This window comes from Arthrobacter sp. Alg241-R88, from assembly GCF_900537115.1.
GTDB lineage: Bacteria > Actinomycetota > Actinomycetes > Actinomycetales > Micrococcaceae > Arthrobacter.
Genome location: NZ_UNRG01000002.1, coordinates 386,295 through 401,734 on the forward strand (window position 1 = coordinate 386,295; position 15,440 = coordinate 401,734).

The 15,440-nt window shown below is 65.5% G+C and carries 11 protein-coding genes; 8 read left to right on the forward strand and 3 right to left on the reverse strand.

What is annotated here, in order from left to right:
* Window positions 1-107: 107 nt before the first annotated feature.
* Entirely contained in the window at window positions 108-1,478 is a 1,371-nt protein-coding gene (locus G6R19_RS06570; RefSeq protein ID WP_163163503.1) for an MFS transporter, read from the forward strand.
* 14 nt (window positions 1,479-1,492) lie between these two features.
* Here the strand turns inward: G6R19_RS06570 and G6R19_RS06575 are convergent, their stop codons facing one another.
* The 3 genes from G6R19_RS06575 to G6R19_RS06585 form a co-directional block, all read right to left on the reverse strand.
* Window positions 1,493-2,836, reverse strand: a complete 1,344-nt coding sequence (locus G6R19_RS06575; RefSeq protein ID WP_163163505.1) for an alpha/beta fold hydrolase — start codon at window positions 2,834-2,836, stop codon at window positions 1,493-1,495.
* On the reverse strand, window positions 2,829-3,347 hold the full coding sequence (locus G6R19_RS06580; protein WP_163163507.1) for a GNAT family N-acetyltransferase: 519 nt from the start codon (window positions 3,345-3,347) through the stop codon (window positions 2,829-2,831). Before G6R19_RS06580 ends, G6R19_RS06575 begins: the two co-directional genes overlap by 8 nt.
* 68 nt (window positions 3,348-3,415) lie before the next feature.
* On the reverse strand, window positions 3,416-5,962 hold the full coding sequence (locus G6R19_RS06585; protein ID WP_163163509.1) for a DEAD/DEAH box helicase: 2,547 nt from the start codon (window positions 5,960-5,962) through the stop codon (window positions 3,416-3,418).
* Between the two features lie 96 nt (window positions 5,963-6,058).
* On the opposite strand from G6R19_RS06585, the gene G6R19_RS06590 reads away from it, so the two are divergent.
* The 7 genes from G6R19_RS06590 to G6R19_RS06620 all read left to right on the forward strand — a co-directional run bounded on the left by G6R19_RS06590 (window position 6,059) and on the right by G6R19_RS06620 (window position 15,371).
* Window positions 6,059-6,838, forward strand: coding sequence for a trans-aconitate 2-methyltransferase (locus tag G6R19_RS06590; RefSeq protein ID WP_163163511.1), 780 nt, complete (start codon window positions 6,059-6,061; stop codon window positions 6,836-6,838).
* 161 nt (window positions 6,839-6,999) lie between these two features.
* On the forward strand, window positions 7,000-8,772 hold the full coding sequence (locus tag G6R19_RS06595; RefSeq protein WP_205484279.1) for an ABC transporter ATP-binding protein: 1,773 nt from the start codon (window positions 7,000-7,002) through the stop codon (window positions 8,770-8,772).
* On the forward strand, window positions 8,769-10,583 hold the full coding sequence (locus tag G6R19_RS06600; protein WP_163163513.1) for an ABC transporter ATP-binding protein: 1,815 nt from the start codon (window positions 8,769-8,771) through the stop codon (window positions 10,581-10,583). The genes G6R19_RS06595 and G6R19_RS06600 overlap by 4 nt, the downstream gene beginning before the upstream one ends.
* Complete coding sequence (locus G6R19_RS06605; RefSeq protein WP_163163515.1) at window positions 10,580-10,960, forward strand: GntR family transcriptional regulator; 381 nt, start codon at window positions 10,580-10,582, stop codon at window positions 10,958-10,960. The genes G6R19_RS06600 and G6R19_RS06605 overlap by 4 nt, the downstream gene beginning before the upstream one ends.
* 47 nt (window positions 10,961-11,007) lie before the next feature.
* Window positions 11,008-13,932 (forward strand): excinuclease ABC subunit UvrA, encoded by a 2,925-nt coding sequence (uvrA, locus tag G6R19_RS06610; protein WP_163163517.1) that lies wholly within the window; start codon window positions 11,008-11,010, stop codon window positions 13,930-13,932.
* Between the two features lie 67 nt (window positions 13,933-13,999).
* Window positions 14,000-14,716 carry an HAD hydrolase-like protein gene (locus G6R19_RS06615; protein ID WP_163163519.1) on the forward strand — a complete coding sequence of 239 codons (717 nt, stop codon included), beginning with the start codon at window positions 14,000-14,002 and terminating at the stop codon, window positions 14,714-14,716.
* A complete protein-coding gene (locus G6R19_RS06620) occupies window positions 14,703-15,371 on the forward strand; it encodes a lysophospholipid acyltransferase family protein (RefSeq protein ID WP_163163521.1) in 669 nt (222 codons plus the stop codon). The genes G6R19_RS06615 and G6R19_RS06620 overlap by 14 nt, the downstream gene beginning before the upstream one ends.
* Window positions 15,372-15,440: the final 69 nt, after the last annotated feature.

Below are 15,440 nucleotides of genomic sequence, written 5' to 3' on the forward strand. Positions count from 1 at the left end.
ACTGCCGCCCCTGCTTCACCACACGATCCCGGCCGCTCCGAGCGGCCGGGATCGTTGCTTAAATTTGACCCCTGTGGGAGCCCGGCGCCGAGGACTAAGCTCTGATCATGGCCGGCACCCTGATGACGGAAAGCGGAGTGCGCCAGGTGCAACGCCGCACCGTGGTGCTGCTGAGTGCAGCCCAAATCTTTGGCGGGATCGGAACCGGGGCCACCGTTTCCATCGGTTCCATCCTGGCCGTCGAGCTGTCCGGATCAAGCGCGTGGGCGGGTGCCGTCGCTACGGTAATGACGTTGGGTGCCGCACTGGCTGCCTTGCCCCTTGCGTCCCTGGCTGACCGCCGGGGACGCCGCATTGGCCAGGTGGCGGGACTCTCGGCCGCACTGCTGGGCACCCTGCTGATGGTGCTGTCCATTGTTTGGGGAGTCTTCTTCCTGCTGGTGCTCGGTGCGGCCGGTATCGGAGTTGGTACTGCCGCAAGCCTGCAGGCGCGGTTCGCCGCCGTAGACCTCGCAGACGCCGAACACCGGGGACGGTCCCTGTCCGCGGTGGTCTGGGCAGTGACAGTCGGCGCGGTGGCCGGGCCCAACCTGATCCAGCCAGGCACCGTGGTGGGCGAGGCGCTCGGCCTGCCGCCCGTCGCTGGTCCGTTCGTGATCTCCGGGGCCGGGCTCCTCGTGGCCACCGTGCTGCTCTTCGCCGGCCTGAGACCCGACCCCCTGCTGCTCGCACGCAGCCTCGCAGCCGCGGCGGCTCCCGCCCAAGCAGTCACTCCAGTACCGGGGAGTGCCACGGCCGAAGCTTTGAGCGTCCCGCCCCCTTCAATCCGGGGCGGGTCCCTGGCCCGGGGGATGCGGGCCATCCGCAATTCCCGGATGGCACTGCTCGCTGTTTCCGCCGTCGTCGGGGCCCACGCTGTGATGGTGGGTGTTATGTCCATGACGCCGCTGCACCTGCAGCACCTCGTCGAAGGGCCGGCAGCGTCACATGCCGGCCACACGGCGTCGGGTGATGTGCTGGTGATCATCGGATTCACCATCTCGCTGCATATCGCGGGGATGTTTGCGCTGTCACCCGTGATGGGCTGGCTGACCGATAAGGCAGGCAGGACCGAAACCATCATGATCGGCTGCGGCCTGCTGATCACCGCCGTCGCCGTTGCCGGCTTCGGCCAGGGCTCCACCGTCGCAGTCGCCGTGGGGCTGGTCCTGCTGGGCCTGGGCTGGTCCGCGTCCACGATCTCCGGCTCCACGCTCCTGGCTGAGAGCGTCGGCCAGGACTCCCGTGTGGTGGTCCAGGGTGTTTCGGACATGCTCATGGGGATCGCCGGCGCATTTGGCGGCGCCATGTCCGGCCTGGTGCTGAGCCAGGCCGGCTACCTGGGGCTGAACATGGCAGGAGCCCTGGTGGGAGTGGCCGTATTGGCCGCGGCAGCGGTAACGGTTATGGCGCGCCGCCGGGGGACGCTGGTGCCCTAGCTAAGGCGCAAACGTCAGGTGCCGGCGCGTGCCATACCCAGCAGGCGGGCAAAGATCCCCTCACCGTCGTCGGCAATTCCGTCGTGATGGAAGTCCCTCGTCTCCCACACCTGCAGTCCGTGGACGGCCGACGCCGTGTCCAGGGACAGGTTTCGGTCCACGTAAATGTCATCCGAGTACACGGCCGCGGCTACGGGAACAGTGTTGGCGGCCAGCTGATTGACGTCGTAGAGGGGTTTCCAGTCCGCCTTCACTGCCAGCAGCCCTGCCACTTCGCCCAGGGGCCGCAGCGCGGGGTCCTGGTCGAAGTACCACGGGTACACCATTTCGCCGGTGAGCAGCAGTGGATCCGCGTCCGGCGCGAACTCCGGAAACTCACGCAGTACCCGCCAGGCAGACCAGTCAGTGGCCCCACCCTGTCCGTAGATGGACTCATGCATCAGGGCATACAACGGGTTGGAGCGGCGGGACACGATCCCCTGCATCTGTTCCAGGAAAGGATCCGAAAGCCCGCTGCCCCCGGCGGACCCGATGAACGCATCCTCCAGCAGGTAGTGCAGGCTGTCCACCCTGGTGTTGCCGCCCAGGAACGCCCCCGCCATCTGGAAGCGCTCCACGGTGAGGGGGCCGCCGTCGGGCAGGAACTCCGGGGTGTTCCGCAGATGGCGCGCAATCCGCTCAACGGTGGCCCGGTCCTCGGGGTACCAACCGAAGTATTCCGCGTTCCGCGCGGCCACGCGCTTGAAAGTGGCGCGGTACACGTCGTCAGCGGAGCCGGTCAGCGGGGCAAGGCCACCGGTGATGAGCACCTCACGAAGGCCTTCAGGGGCAAACGAGAGGTAGGTGAGCGCGCAGAAGCCGCCATAGCTCTGCCCGTAGATGCTCCAGGGGCCCGAGCCCAGTGCACCCCGGATCAGTTCGGCGTCGGCCACGATCGAATCAGCCCGGAAGTGCTCCAGGTAGGAGGCCTGCTGTTCAGCCGTGCCGCGCAGGGGCAGGGTGTTTCGGTCAAGGGGGGTGGACAGCCCCGTGCCGCGCTGGTCCAGCATCAGGATCCGGAAGTCCTTGGCGGCGGCCTTGCTCCAGCCTCCCAGTGAACCGAACCTGTTGCCGCGCCCGCCCGGACCGCCCTGCAGGAACAGCAGCCACGGCAGCTCCGCGGCTTCCTCCTCGCTGTGCGAGGCCGAAACATATTCGCGGGCGAATACCGTGATGGTTTCCGGATCGGGGGAGGATGCGAAATGGTCCAACGGCACCGTAAAGAAGTGCTCAACCGTTCGCATGCCGCGGAATTCATGCCGGGCACGAACCTCGTGCCGCACCTGCCTGCGTGTAGCGGCCACCCCGACGTCAGCCATTGGCGGTGGCCTGCACAGGGTTGCCGAACTGCACAGCGCTGCCGAACCGCTCGAGCGCATCGCCGGTGAGGCGGAAGGTGGACCAGCCGTCCATGGGCCGGGCGCCCAGGCGGCGGTAGAAGTTGATGGACGGCTCGTTCCAGTCCAGCACGCTCCACTCCACCCTCGCATAGCCGTTCTCGACGGCGATGCCGGCCAGGTGCTGCAGCAGCGCCTTCCCGTGCCCCTCGCCCCGCGCCTCCGGGCTGACGTAAAGGTCCTCCAGGTAGATCCCGTGGACACCTTCCCACGTTGAGTAGTTCAGGAACCACAGGGCAAAGCCGCGAACGTCGCCGTGATCGTTCTCAGCCATGGCTGCAAAGACCCTCGGGTTCTCGCCGAAGAGAACGTGCTGCAGCATCTCCGGAGTGTTGCGGACTGCGTCCGGTTCCTTCTCATAGTGCGCCAGTTCATGGATCATGCGGAGGATCGCGGGGACGTCGTGCGGGGTTGCAGGGCGGATTACACTCATTGTTCGAGCTTACCGCCGGACCGTGCCGCCGCTGTCAGCCCGCCCCCAAAGCGGGGCGGCGGGGACAGTCAGAGCCGGTTCACATCTGTTACCCGCACCACGGCTGTTCCGGTTTCATCCGAGGCCTCCAAATCCACCTCGGCGGAAATCCCCCAGTCGTGGTTCCGCGCAGGGTCGTCAAAGATCTGCCGGACCTTCCACACTCCGGGCTCCTCGGTGATGATGAGCAGCCCGGGGCCGCGGGCGTCCGGGCCCGTGCCGATGTCGTTGTGCTCGTCGAAGTAGTCATCCAGGACGTCTTCCCAGCGGTCGGCGTCCCAACCCGCAGCGCCGTCCAGTTCGCCCAGGGCTGCGGCGTCCTCATCCGCAAACAGCTCCACCCGCCGGAACATCTCATTGCGGACCATCACCCGGAAGGCGCGGATGTTGGAGGTGAGCGAAGGCGGCGGAGGCGGCGGTGCATCATGCGGGGTGGGTGCCGCGCCCGAGGTCAGTTCCTCCCACTCGTCCAGCAGGCTGGAGTCAACCTGGCGGACCAGCTCGCCCAGCCACGCGTTGAGGTCTTCCAGGTCTTCCCGCAGCATGTCCTGCGGCACTGTCTGCCGCAGTGCCTTGAAGGCATCCGCCAGGTACCGCAGGACGATGCCTTCCGAGCGTGCCAGGCCGTAGAACTGCACGAACTCGCCGAAGTTCATGGCCCGCTCGTACATGTCCCGCACCACGGATTTTGGTGCCAGTTCGAAATCGCCCACCCACGGGGCGGCCTTGCGGTACACCTCGAAGGCTTCGGTCAGGATCCCGGCCAGGGGCTGCGGGTACGTCACTTCCTCCAGCATCGCCATGCGCTGGTCGTACTCGATGCCGTCCGCCTTCATGGCCGCTATTGCTTCACCCCGGGCCTTTTTCTGCTGCGCGGACAGGATCTGGCGCGGCTTTTCCAGCGTCGCCTCGATCACGGACACCACATCCAGGGCGTACGACGGCGACTCCGGGTCAAGGAGCTCCAGCGCGGCCAGGGCGAAGGGGGACAGCGGCTGGTTCAGTGCGAAGTTGGGCTGCAGGTGGACGGTAAGGCGGACAGTACGGCCGTCGGTCCCCTGCTCTTCGGGCGGGATGCGCTCCACCACCTCGGCGGCCAGCAGCTCACGGTAGATGCCCAGGGCCTTCTTCATGAGCTGCAGCTGCGAGGACCGGGACTCGTGGTTTTCGGTCAGGAGGCGGCGGGCTGCGGCAAAGGGGTCGCCGGGCCGTTCCATCAGGTTCATCAGCATGGCGTGCGTCACGGTGAAGCTGGACGTGAGAGGTTCCGGCACCGATTCGACCAGCCGCTTGAACGTGGGTTCGCCCCAGGACACAAAGCCCTCCGGCGGCTTTTTCTTCACCACCTGGCGCAGCTTCTTTTGGTCGTCTCCGAATTTGGCGGTGGCCTTGGCCATCGCCTTGACGTTCTCCGTGACATGCTCGGGGGCCTGGACCACCACGGTCCCGGCGGTGTCGTAGCCTGCCCGTCCGGCCCTGCCGGCAATCTGGTGGAACTCACGCGGGTTGAGCAGCCGGGTGCGCACGCCGTCGTACTTGCTCAGGGCGGTCAGGAGCACAGTGCGGATGGGCACGTTGATGCCCACGCCCAGGGTGTCCGTGCCGCAGATGACTTTCAGGAGGCCTGCCTGCGCCAGCTGTTCCACCAGCCGGCGGTATTTCGGGAGCATGCCCGCGTGGTGCACTCCAATGCCGTGCCGGACCAGGCGGTTGAGCGTCTTGCCGAAACCCGCGGCGAAACGGAAGTTGGCGATCAGCTCGGCGATCCTGTCCTTCTCCTCGCGGGTGCAGACGTTGATGCTCATCAGCGTCTGCGCGCGGTCGATCGCCTCAATCTGGCTGAAGTGCACCACATACACCGGCACCTGCTTCGTGGAGAGCAGTTCCTCGAGCGTCTCGTGGACAGGGGTCTCGTGGTAGTAGTAATGCAGCGGAATGGGCCGCTCCGCGGAGCTCACCGTGGTGGTGGGCCGTCCGGTCAGCTCGGTCAGTCCTTCTTCAAACCTGCTGACGTCCCCCAGCGTGGCGGACATCAGGAGGAATTGTGCCTGGGGGAGCTCCAGCAGGGGCACCTGCCATGCCCAGCCGCGCTGCGGGTTCGAGTAGAAGTGGAACTCATCCATAATCACGGAGCCCAGCTCCGCTGCAGCCCCTTCGCGGAGCGCCGTGTTGGCCAGGATCTCGGCCGTGCAACAGATGATGGGGGCGTCCTGGTTGACACCGGAATCGCCGGTGATCATGCCCACGTTCTCGGCGCCGAAAATCTCGCAGAGGGCAAAAAACTTTTCCGAAACCAGCGCCTTGATCGGCGCCGTGTAGTAGCTTCGCCGGCCCTGGGCCATGGCCTGGAAGTGCGCGGCTATGGCCACGAGGGACTTTCCGGAACCGGTGGGCGTGGCCAGGATGACGTTGGCCCCCGTAGCCAGCTCCATAATTGCTTCGTCCTGTGCGGGGTACAGCTCCAGCCCCCGGCTTTCCGTCCACTCAACGAACCGGGTGTACAGGGCGTCAGGTTCGACGGCGGAAGCGGGCAGGTCCCGGGCGGGCAGAAGGGGCAGCTGGTCAACGAGTTTCATTGATTTCCAGCTTAGTGCCCTGACGCGGCCGGTAATCCGCCGCCCCCGGGTTAGGCTTCGGCGTACCTGCAGAACCAGAACGTGGAGACAGATGACATGAAATGGGATCCGGCAAAATACGTCCAGTTCGGCGATCACCGGCATCGGCCGTTCTTCGACCTGACGGGCAGGGTGGACGCTGAGTCGCCGGCGCAGGTTGTTGACTTGGGATGCGGGCCGGGAAACCTCACAGCCACCCTCGCGGAGCGCTGGCCTGAAGCCGACGTCGTCGGGCTGGACTCCTCGGCCGAGATGCTGGCCCAAGCGGAGGCAGTTGCGCAGGGGACGCCCTCGCTGCGGTTTGCCCTCATGGACATAGCTGAGTGGATGCCATCCGCGGAGACCGGGGTAGTGGTGAGCAACGCGGCCCTGCAGTGGGTTCCCGGCCACCGGGACATGATGCGTTCCTGGCTGGCGGCGCTCCGTCCGGGCTCATGGTTTGCCATGCAGGTTCCGGGAAACTTCAACGCACCGTCCCATGCGCTGATGAGGGAGCTCGCCGGGTCTTCCCGGTGGGCGCCCAAGCTCCGGGGGGCCCTGCTGGGCGGTGAGTCGGTGGGTGAACCGGCGGACTACCTTCGAATACTGCTCGACGCCGGCTTCGCGGCGGACGCGTGGGAGACCACCTACCAGCAGGTGCTGCCCGGCCCGGACCCGGTCCTGGAGTGGGTCCGCGGTACGGCCCTGCGGCCCGTCCTGGCGGTTCTGCCGGCGGAGGAGGGCGCCGACTTCGAGGCCGAATATGCCGCTGCCCTCCGGAAGGCCTACCCTGCCGGCCCGCACGGAACCGTCTTTCCCTTCCGCAGGATTTTCGCCGTAGGGCGCAGAAACGGTTGAGGAACGTCCATTCGTTGGATGTTCTCTACAAAGTCGTCATGGCGTGTGACACGGAGCGTAAGTGATGTGGCTTACAATTGCGGGATGGGCCGTTGGGGGAGGCCGCTACCGCCTATGGCGGCTTCCCTGACCGCAGTGGAGGTATGGTGCTGATTGCATTAATGAGGCGGCTGTTGGCGGACCACAAGCCCGCCGTGACCGCCATCGTCCTCCTGCAGCTGGTTCAGGCCGCGGCGAACCTCCTGTTGCCCACAGTCAACGCCGCGATCATTGACGACGGAATCGTCACTGGGCAGACCGACGTGATCTCCCGCCTGGGCGCGGTGATGGCCGTGATCGCGATTCTCCAGGCGGCCGCCGCCGTCGCAGCGGGATACCTCGGCGCGGTTGTTGCGATGAGGATGGGGCAACAGCTGCGGGGGGAAATCTTTGCCAGGATCCAGTCGCTGTCCTCCCAGGACGTTGCGGTTTTCGGGACCCAGAGCCTGACCACCCGTGCCACCAACGACACCCAGCAGGTCCAGGCGTTCGCTGTGCTGGTGTTCACCATGCTGGTGGCCGGGCCGGCCATGGGGGTGGGGGGCGTGGTCCTGGCCCTGCAGCAGGACGTGGCGCTGTCATCGGTGGTGATCGTCATTGTGCCGCTGCTCCTGCTGATCATGTACCTCATTGTCCGGAGGCTGATCCCGCTCTACCGGGAAGGGCAGGATCTGCTGGACCGCGCCGGCGGAATCCTTCGCGAACAGATCATCGGCGCCGGTGTGATCCGGTCCTTTGTCCGCCAGGACCGGGAGGTGCGCCGCTTCGCCCGGGTCAACAGCAGCCTCACTGCCAATAACCTCCAGTCCGCGCTGCTGGTTGCCGGCATGCTCCCGCTGGTCATGCTGGTGGTCAACATTTCCTCCGTGGCTGTGGTGTGGTTCGGAGGGCACCGGATCCAGGTCGGCCTGATGAACCTCGGAGCCCTGACAGCGTTCATCGCCTATATCCTGCAGATCCTGGTGGCCATCATGATGTCGATGTACGTCTTGATGACGGCACCGCGCGCAGCGGTCTGCGCGGAGCGGATCAGCGCCGTCCTGGACATGGAGCCGTCAGTACGGGAACCACTGGACCCAAAACCCCTTCACCCAAAGACCGGGGACAGTCCCGCGACCGGCCCTGCCGTTCAACCAGCAGGCGCTGTGCCTCCCGGGACCCTGGCGTTCAGCGAAGTGGGCTTCTCCTATCCGGGTGCAGAGGAGCCCGTCCTTGCCGGCATCAGCTTCACCGCACGCCCGGGCACCACAACGGCGATCGTTGGCTCCACCGGCAGTGGGAAGTCCACCCTCCTCAACCTGATCCCGCGCTTCCTTGATTCAACAGCCGGAAGCATCAGCCTGGGGGGCGTGGACATCAAGGACGTTTCCCTGGACACGCTGCGCGCCTCCATGGCAATAGTTCCCCAGCACTCGCACCTCTTCACCGGCACCATCGCCGACAACCTTCGCATTGCTGCCCCGGACGCAACGGACGAGGAACTCTGGGAGATCCTCGAAACTGCCCAGACCATGCGCTTTATGCGGGACTTGCCGCTGGGACTTGCCACGCCCCTTGGCCAGGGCGGCACCAACCTCTCGGGAGGCCAGCGGCAGCGGCTGTGCATTGCCCGCGCACTGCTCCGCAAGACTTCCCTGTACCTGTTCGATGACAGTTTTTCCGCTCTCGACTATGACACGGACACCAGGCTGAGGCAGGCGCTGCAGACCACGCTGGCCGCCGCCACGGTCATAGTGGTCGCCGAGCGTATTTCTGCCGTTGAAGACGCGGGCCTGATCCTGGTGCTCGACGGCGGCCGGCTCGTCGGGCAGGGAACACACCAGGAGTTGCTGGAAACATCCTCCACCTACCGGGAAATAGCCGAGTCCCAGTTGGCACTGGACGGACGCCCATGACGGAGGCAACCGCCGTCGAGCAGACTCCGGAAAGGTTCTGGCCCACCGCACGCCGGCTTCTTGCCTTGCTGCGGCCCTTTCGCCTGCGCATGCTGGGCGCCGTTGCCGCCACCTGCGCCTTCGCGGGGCTGAACGTCGCCGCGCCCAAGTATCTCGGTGACGCCACCGACGTCGTGGTTGAAGGCGTCCTCCGCGGCGCCCTGGACCAGGAAGGGCTCGGAGTCCTCCTCGGGGCCGTGGCGCTGATGTATGCCTGCGCTTCCCTTTTCAACTGGATCCAAGGCGCATTATCCGCCCACTCGGTGCAGGGCCTGATGTACGGACTGCGGGAATCAGTGGAGGAAAAACTGCACCGGCTGCCGGTGCACTACTTCCGGGAACGCTCCAGGGGCGATGTCCTGAGCCGTGCCACTAACGACATCGACAACATCACCCAGGCGCTGAACCAGCTCCTCACACAACTGATCATGTCCTTCCTGATGCTGTGCGGTTCGCTGGCCATGATGCTGTGGATATCGCCGTTGCTGGCGGCAATTGCGATCGCGACGGTTCCCTTTTCCACTCTCATTACCGTGCTCGTGGCCAGGAAGTCCCAGGCCCAGTTCGCCCGGCAGTGGACCGAAACCGGCGAACTGAATGCACAAGTGGAGGAGTTCGTCACCGGCCACGAGGTCATCAAGGCGTTCGGGCAGCAGTCACAGGCTGCGGAAGTCTTCGCCCGGAGCAACGAGCGGCTCGCACGGGCCGCCACCAGGGCGCAGTATTCAGCCGGGGTTGTGCAGCCACTGATGGTCCTGATGTCCAACCTCAACTACATCGCCGTGGCAGTGGTCGGGGCCCTCCAGGTCATCGCCGGCGCCATGACCATCGGCGGCATCCAGGCCTTCATCCAGTTCAGCAGGCTCTTTACCCAGCCTGTTGGCCAGATCGGAGGCATGCTGAACCTCATGCAGTCCTGCGCGGCTTCCGCAGCCCGTGTTTTCGCCCTGCTGGATGCGGGGGAGGAGCCCGCCGATCCGCCGGCAGCAGGTGAAGTGGCCGCGACGCCCGGACGCATCGTCTTCGATGACGTGACTTTCGGTTATCAGGAGGCAGCGCCGGCGGTCCGAAACCTCACCTTTGCGGTGGAGCCCGGCCGGACGGTGGCGATTGTTGGGCACACCGGTGCGGGCAAGAGCACCGTCATCAATCTCCTGCTGCGGTTCTGCGAACCACGTTCAGGACGGATCACCATCGACGGGACAGACATCGCGGCCATTCCCCGGGACCTCCTGCGGGAACAGTTCGGTGTGGTGCTGCAGGACGCGTGGCTCTTCGCGGGCACCATCCGGGAGAACATCGCCTATGGAAACCCCGGTGCAACGGAAGCCGAGATCCTGTCGGCGGCGGAGGCCAGCTATGTGGACCGCTTCGTCAGGTCCCTGCCCCACGGGTACGACACCGTGCTGGAGAACGGCGGCGACGGGTTGAGCCAGGGCCAGCGGCAGCTGATCACCATCGCCAGGGCGCAGCTGGCCGGACGGTCGGTGCTGATCCTCGATGAAGCAACGAGTTCGGTGGATTCAAGGACAGAGCTGCTGATCCGCCAGGCCATGCAGCGGTTGCGCCGCGGCAGGACCAGCTTTGTTATTGCGCACCGTTTGTCCACCGTGCGCGACGCTGATCTAATCGTGGTCATGGACCACGGACGCATCGTCGAGCAGGGCAGCCACCAGGACCTCCTGGCCGCGAACAGTTATTACACCAGGCTTTACAACGCCCAGTTCGCGCGGCAGGCGGGACGGCCCGGCGTTCTCGAGGCCGGCATTTGAGCGCGGCGGCCGGCTTTCCGGGATCATGGAAGCCGAATGCGGCAAGCTCGGTACCGCTGTTCGAGCAGCTGAGGCTCCAGGTCATTCATCTGGCAGACGGCGGAAAGCTGCCGCCGGGCACGCGCCTGCCCGCTGTGAGAGCCCTCGCGGAGAGTTTGGACGTCGCCCCGCATACGGTGGCCAGGGCGTACAAGGAGCTCGAGGCGGCCGGCGTGGTGGCCACGCGTGGGAGGAACGGCACGGTGGTGTGCGCGCGTGATGAACGTCTCGGTGGACTTTCCGAGGCTGCCGCAGCCTATGCTGCCGCGGCCAAGGCCCAGGGCGCGTCGTTCGCCGAGGCGGTGCAGCTGCTGGCAGCAGCGTACGACGGCGGCTGAGGGCTGCCGCGTGGATGTTCGAAGAAGTTTTCGATTAGCATTAGTGGGTGCCTAAAGCCGTAGCTGAAGAATCTGCCATCCAATCCGTTGAAGTCGCCGTAGCCCAGTCTGCGCCGCCGAAGCGCCCGGACCTTTCGCGCCTCGTTGTCAAGGGTGCCCGGGAGCACAACCTGCGCAACGTGGATCTGGACCTGCCGCGTGACGCCATGATCGTCTTCACCGGGTTGTCCGGCTCCGGCAAGTCCTCGCTTGCCTTCGACACCATTTTCGCCGAGGGCCAGCGCCGCTACGTCGAATCGCTCTCCGCCTACGCCCGGCAGTTCCTCGGGCAGGTGGACAAGCCCGACGTCGACTTCATCGAGGGGCTGTCACCGGCCGTCTCCATTGACCAGAAGTCCACCAGCAAGAACCCCCGCTCCACGGTGGGAACCATCACCGAGATCTACGACTACATGCGTTTGCTCTGGGCGCGTGTTGGCCGGCCGCACTGCCCGGTATGTGGAGAGCCCGTGGCCAAGCAGACACCGCAGCAGATCGTTGACCAGCTCCTCGAGCTGGACGAGGGCACCCGCTTCCAGGTCCTCGCCCCGGTGGTGCGCGGCCGGAAGGGCGAGTTTGTCGACCTCTTCAAGGAACTGACCGCCAAGGGGTACTCGCGGGCCCGCGTGGACGGAAACCTGGTCCAGCTGAGCGACCCGCCAAAGCTGGGCAAACAGTTTAAGCACACCATCGAAGTTGTGGTGGACCGCCTGGTGGTCAAGGAAGGCATCAGCCAGCGGCTTACCGATTCCATCGAAACCGCCCTTGGCCTTGCCGAGGGCCGGGTCCTCGCCGAATTCGTGGACCTGGAGGCTGACGATCCGCACCGGCTCCGGGCGTTCTCCGAGAACCTGGCGTGCCCGAACGAACACCCGCTGGCCATCGACGAAATCGAGCCCCGGTCGTTCTCCTTCAACAACCCTTTCGGCGCCTGCGCGGCCTGCAGCGGCATCGGTACCAAGCTGGAAGTGGACGAGGAACTCATCGTTCCCAACCCGGAACTCTCCCTGTCCGAAGGCGCCATCGCTCCCTGGTCCCTTGGCACTGCCACCACCGAATACTGGAACAGGCTCCTGGAAGGACTGGCCAAAGAACTCGGCTTCTCCATGGACACCCCGTGGGAGAAGCTGGGCAGCGACGTCCGCCAGACGGTGCTGCACGGCAAGGACCACAAGGTTGTTGTGCAGTACCGCAACCGGTTCGGGCGGGAACGGAAGTACAGCACCGGATTTGAAGGTGCCATCCAGTACGTTCACCGCAAGCACGGCGAGACGGATTCGGACTGGGCCCGCGACCGCTACGAAGAGTACATGCGGCAGATCCCCTGCCCCGCATGCAACGGCGCCCGGCTCAACCCGGCTTCCCTGTCGGTGCTTATCAACGGCAAGTCCATTGCCGACGTCGCCGCCCTCCCCATGCGCGACTGCGCCGAATTCCTGAACAACCTCGTGCTCACCGGCCGTGAGGCCCAGATCGCGCACCAGGTGCTCAAGGAAATCCAGGCCCGGCTGACCTTCCTGCTCGACGTCGGGCTGGAATACCTGAACCTGGAAAGGCCGTCCGCCACGCTCTCCGGCGGTGAAGCCCAGCGCATCCGGCTTGCCACCCAGATCGGCTCCGGCCTGGTGGGTGTCCTGTACGTCCTTGACGAACCCTCCATCGGGCTGCACCAGCGCGACAACCGGCGCCTGATCGACACCCTCACCCGGCTCCGGGACATGGGCAACACGCTCATCGTGGTGGAGCACGACGAAGACACCATCCACGTGGCGGACTGGGTGGTGGACATCGGACCCGGTGCCGGCGAACACGGCGGCCAGGTGGTCCACTCCGGCTCCTACAAGGAACTGCTGGAAAACACCGCGTCACTCACCGGCGACTACCTGTCCGGGCGCAAGAAGATCGAGGTTCCGAAGAAGCGCCGGAAGTACGACAAGAAGCGTGAACTGAAGGTGATCGGCGCTCGGGAAAACAACCTGGTCAACGTTGACGCCGCGTTCCCGCTGGGCCTCTTCACCGCCGTTACCGGCGTGAGCGGTTCGGGCAAGTCGACGCTTGTGAACGAGATCCTGTACAAAGTGCTGGCCAACAAACTTAACGGCGCCAAGCAGGTAGCCGGGCGGCATAAAACCGTCCAGGGACTGGAACACCTGGACAAGGTGGTGCACGTTGACCAGAGCCCCATCGGCCGTACGCCGCGCTCCAACCCGGCCACGTACACGGGCGTCTTCGACAACATCCGCAAGCTCTTCGCGGAGACCACCGAAGCGAAGGTCCGGGGCTACCTTCCGGGCCGGTTCTCCTTCAACGTCAAGGGCGGGCGGTGCGAAGCATGCTCCGGCGACGGCACGCTGAAGATCGAAATGAACTTCCTGCCGGATGTCTATGTTCCGTGCGAGGTGTGCCACGGGGCCCGGTACAACCGCGAGACCCTGGAAGTGCATTACAAGGGCAAGACCATCGCGGACGTGCTCAACATGCCCATCGAGGAGGGCGCGGAGTTCTTCGCCGCCTTCCCCCCGATTGCGCGCCACCTGAACACCCTCGTTGACGTGGGCCTTGGCTACGTCCGTCTTGGCCAGCCTGCCACCACGCTGTCCGGCGGCGAGGCCCAGCGCGTCAAGCTGGCCGCTGAACTGCAAAAGCGTTCGAACGGCCGCAGTGTCTATGTCCTGGACGAGCCCACGACGGGCCTCCACTTCGAGGACATCCGCAAGCTGCTGATGGTCCTGCAGGGCCTGGTGGATAAAGGCAACACGGTGATCACCATCGAACACAACCTGGACGTCATCAAGAGTGCCGACTGGATTGTTGACCTCGGTCCGGACGGCGGCTCGGGCGGCGGCCAGATCGTTGCTGCCGGTACGCCCGAACAGCTCGCCAAGTCCACCACCAGCCACACTGCCACTTTCCTCGCAGAAATCCTGCCCTAGGGAGCGAAGTATTCCGTGGCGGGTATGCGAGTTTCAGGCATGCGTGCTGTCGTGAGAAACTAACCCGGTGACTCAAACAACAGTGCCCGTGATCTTTGACCTGGACGGCACTCTTGTCGATCCGGCCGGTGGGATAACAGACGGAATTGCTTCGGCCCTTCGCGGGCTGGGGCTTCCGGTTCCCGGCCAGGACCTGCTCGAAGCGATGATCGGCCCCAAGCTGAGCGACTCGCTGCTCAACGTGGCCCAGGTACCGGCGGAGCTCCTGGACGACGTCATCCGCCGCTACCGGGAGTATTACGTGGCTACCGGAATCGCCCAGAGCCGGCTCTACCCGGGTGTCCGGGAGGTCCTCGAGTCCTTCGTTGCCGCGGGCCGGCCGGTCGCCGTAGCAACGCAGAAACCCCAGGGCCTGGCGCGCACGGTCCTGGAGCACCATGGGATCGACGGCCTGTTCCACGGCATCCACGGATCGGCAGATGACGAATCCGCTGTGGAAGGCGTTCCGCTGGGCAAGACGGAGATCATCGCCGCAGCTTTGAAGGACCTGGGCACGCAGCACGCGCTGATGGTCGGGGACCGGGCCCAGGATGTGGCGGGCGCCATCGCCAACGGCCTGGACTGCATCGGCGTCGCCTGGGGCTTCGCCCCCGACGGTGAGCTGGAAACGGCGGGTGCTGTAGGCGTTGTGGAAACCGCCGCGGAACTGGTGTCCACCATCGACCGGTTGCAGGCAATCCACACTGCCGCCATGAGCGAGGTGACGAACGATGGCACTTTTTGATGCTGTCCGCTGGACCACGCGAAGCTTGATCTCCGGCTCCTGCCGGCCCACCGTCATCGGACTGGAGAACGTGCCCACCGACGGTCCGTTCATTGTGGCACCCAACCACCTTTCCTTCTTTGACAGCGTCATCGTCCAGGCGCTGATGCCGCGCCCGGTGGCGTTCTTCGCAAAGGCCGAGTACTTCACCACTGGCGGCGTCAAGGGCAAGGTCATGAAGTCCTTCTTCGAATCCGTGGGTTCCATCCCCGTGGAACGCGGTGAGCAGGCCGCCAGCGTCCAGGCGCTCAAGACCCTGCTGGACATCCTCGAGTCGGGCAAGGGCATCGGGATCTATCCCGAAGGCACCCGTTCCCGGGACGGCATCCTCTACCGTGGGCGCACCGGCGTGGGCTGGCTGGCGTTGACCACCGGAGCCCCGGTCATCCCGGTGGGCTTGATCGGAACGGAAAACCTTCAGCGCGCCGGGGAGAAGGGCGTCCGGCCGCAGCACTTCACCATGAAGGTGGGGGAGCCCCTGTACTTCGACAAGACGGGGCCGGACCACTCGCTGCCGGCCCGCCGGGAAGTCACCGACCGCATCATGGACGCCATTGCTGAACTCAGCGGCCAGGAGCGGTCCACCAGCTACAACCAGAGCAAGATCGCCGAGTAGGAACGGCTGGCCCCGCGCAAGGTCCAGCCGTGCACGGGGAGGCTGGGTGTGGCAGAGGTAGCCAGTGAG

Bases quoted from the DNA above. Each gene is read 5' to 3' on its own strand.
- G6R19_RS06570 (WP_163163503.1), top strand. From the start codon at position 108: ATGGCCGGCACCCTGATGACGGAAAGCGGAGTGCGCCAGGTGCAACGC.
- G6R19_RS06575 (WP_163163505.1), bottom strand. From the start codon at position 2,836: ATGGCTGACGTCGGGGTGGCCGCTACACGCAGGCAGGTGCGGCACGAG.
- G6R19_RS06580 (WP_163163507.1), bottom strand. From the start codon at position 3,347: ATGAGTGTAATCCGCCCTGCAACCCCGCACGACGTCCCCGCGATCCTC.
- G6R19_RS06585 (WP_163163509.1), bottom strand. From the start codon at position 5,962: ATGAAACTCGTTGACCAGCTGCCCCTTCTGCCCGCCCGGGACCTGCCC.
- G6R19_RS06590 (WP_163163511.1), top strand. From the start codon at position 6,059: ATGAAATGGGATCCGGCAAAATACGTCCAGTTCGGCGATCACCGGCAT.
- G6R19_RS06595 (WP_205484279.1), top strand. From the start codon at position 7,000: ATGAGGCGGCTGTTGGCGGACCACAAGCCCGCCGTGACCGCCATCGTC.
- G6R19_RS06600 (WP_163163513.1), top strand. From the start codon at position 8,769: ATGACGGAGGCAACCGCCGTCGAGCAGACTCCGGAAAGGTTCTGGCCC.
- G6R19_RS06620 (WP_163163521.1), top strand. From the start codon at position 14,703: ATGGCACTTTTTGATGCTGTCCGCTGGACCACGCGAAGCTTGATCTCC.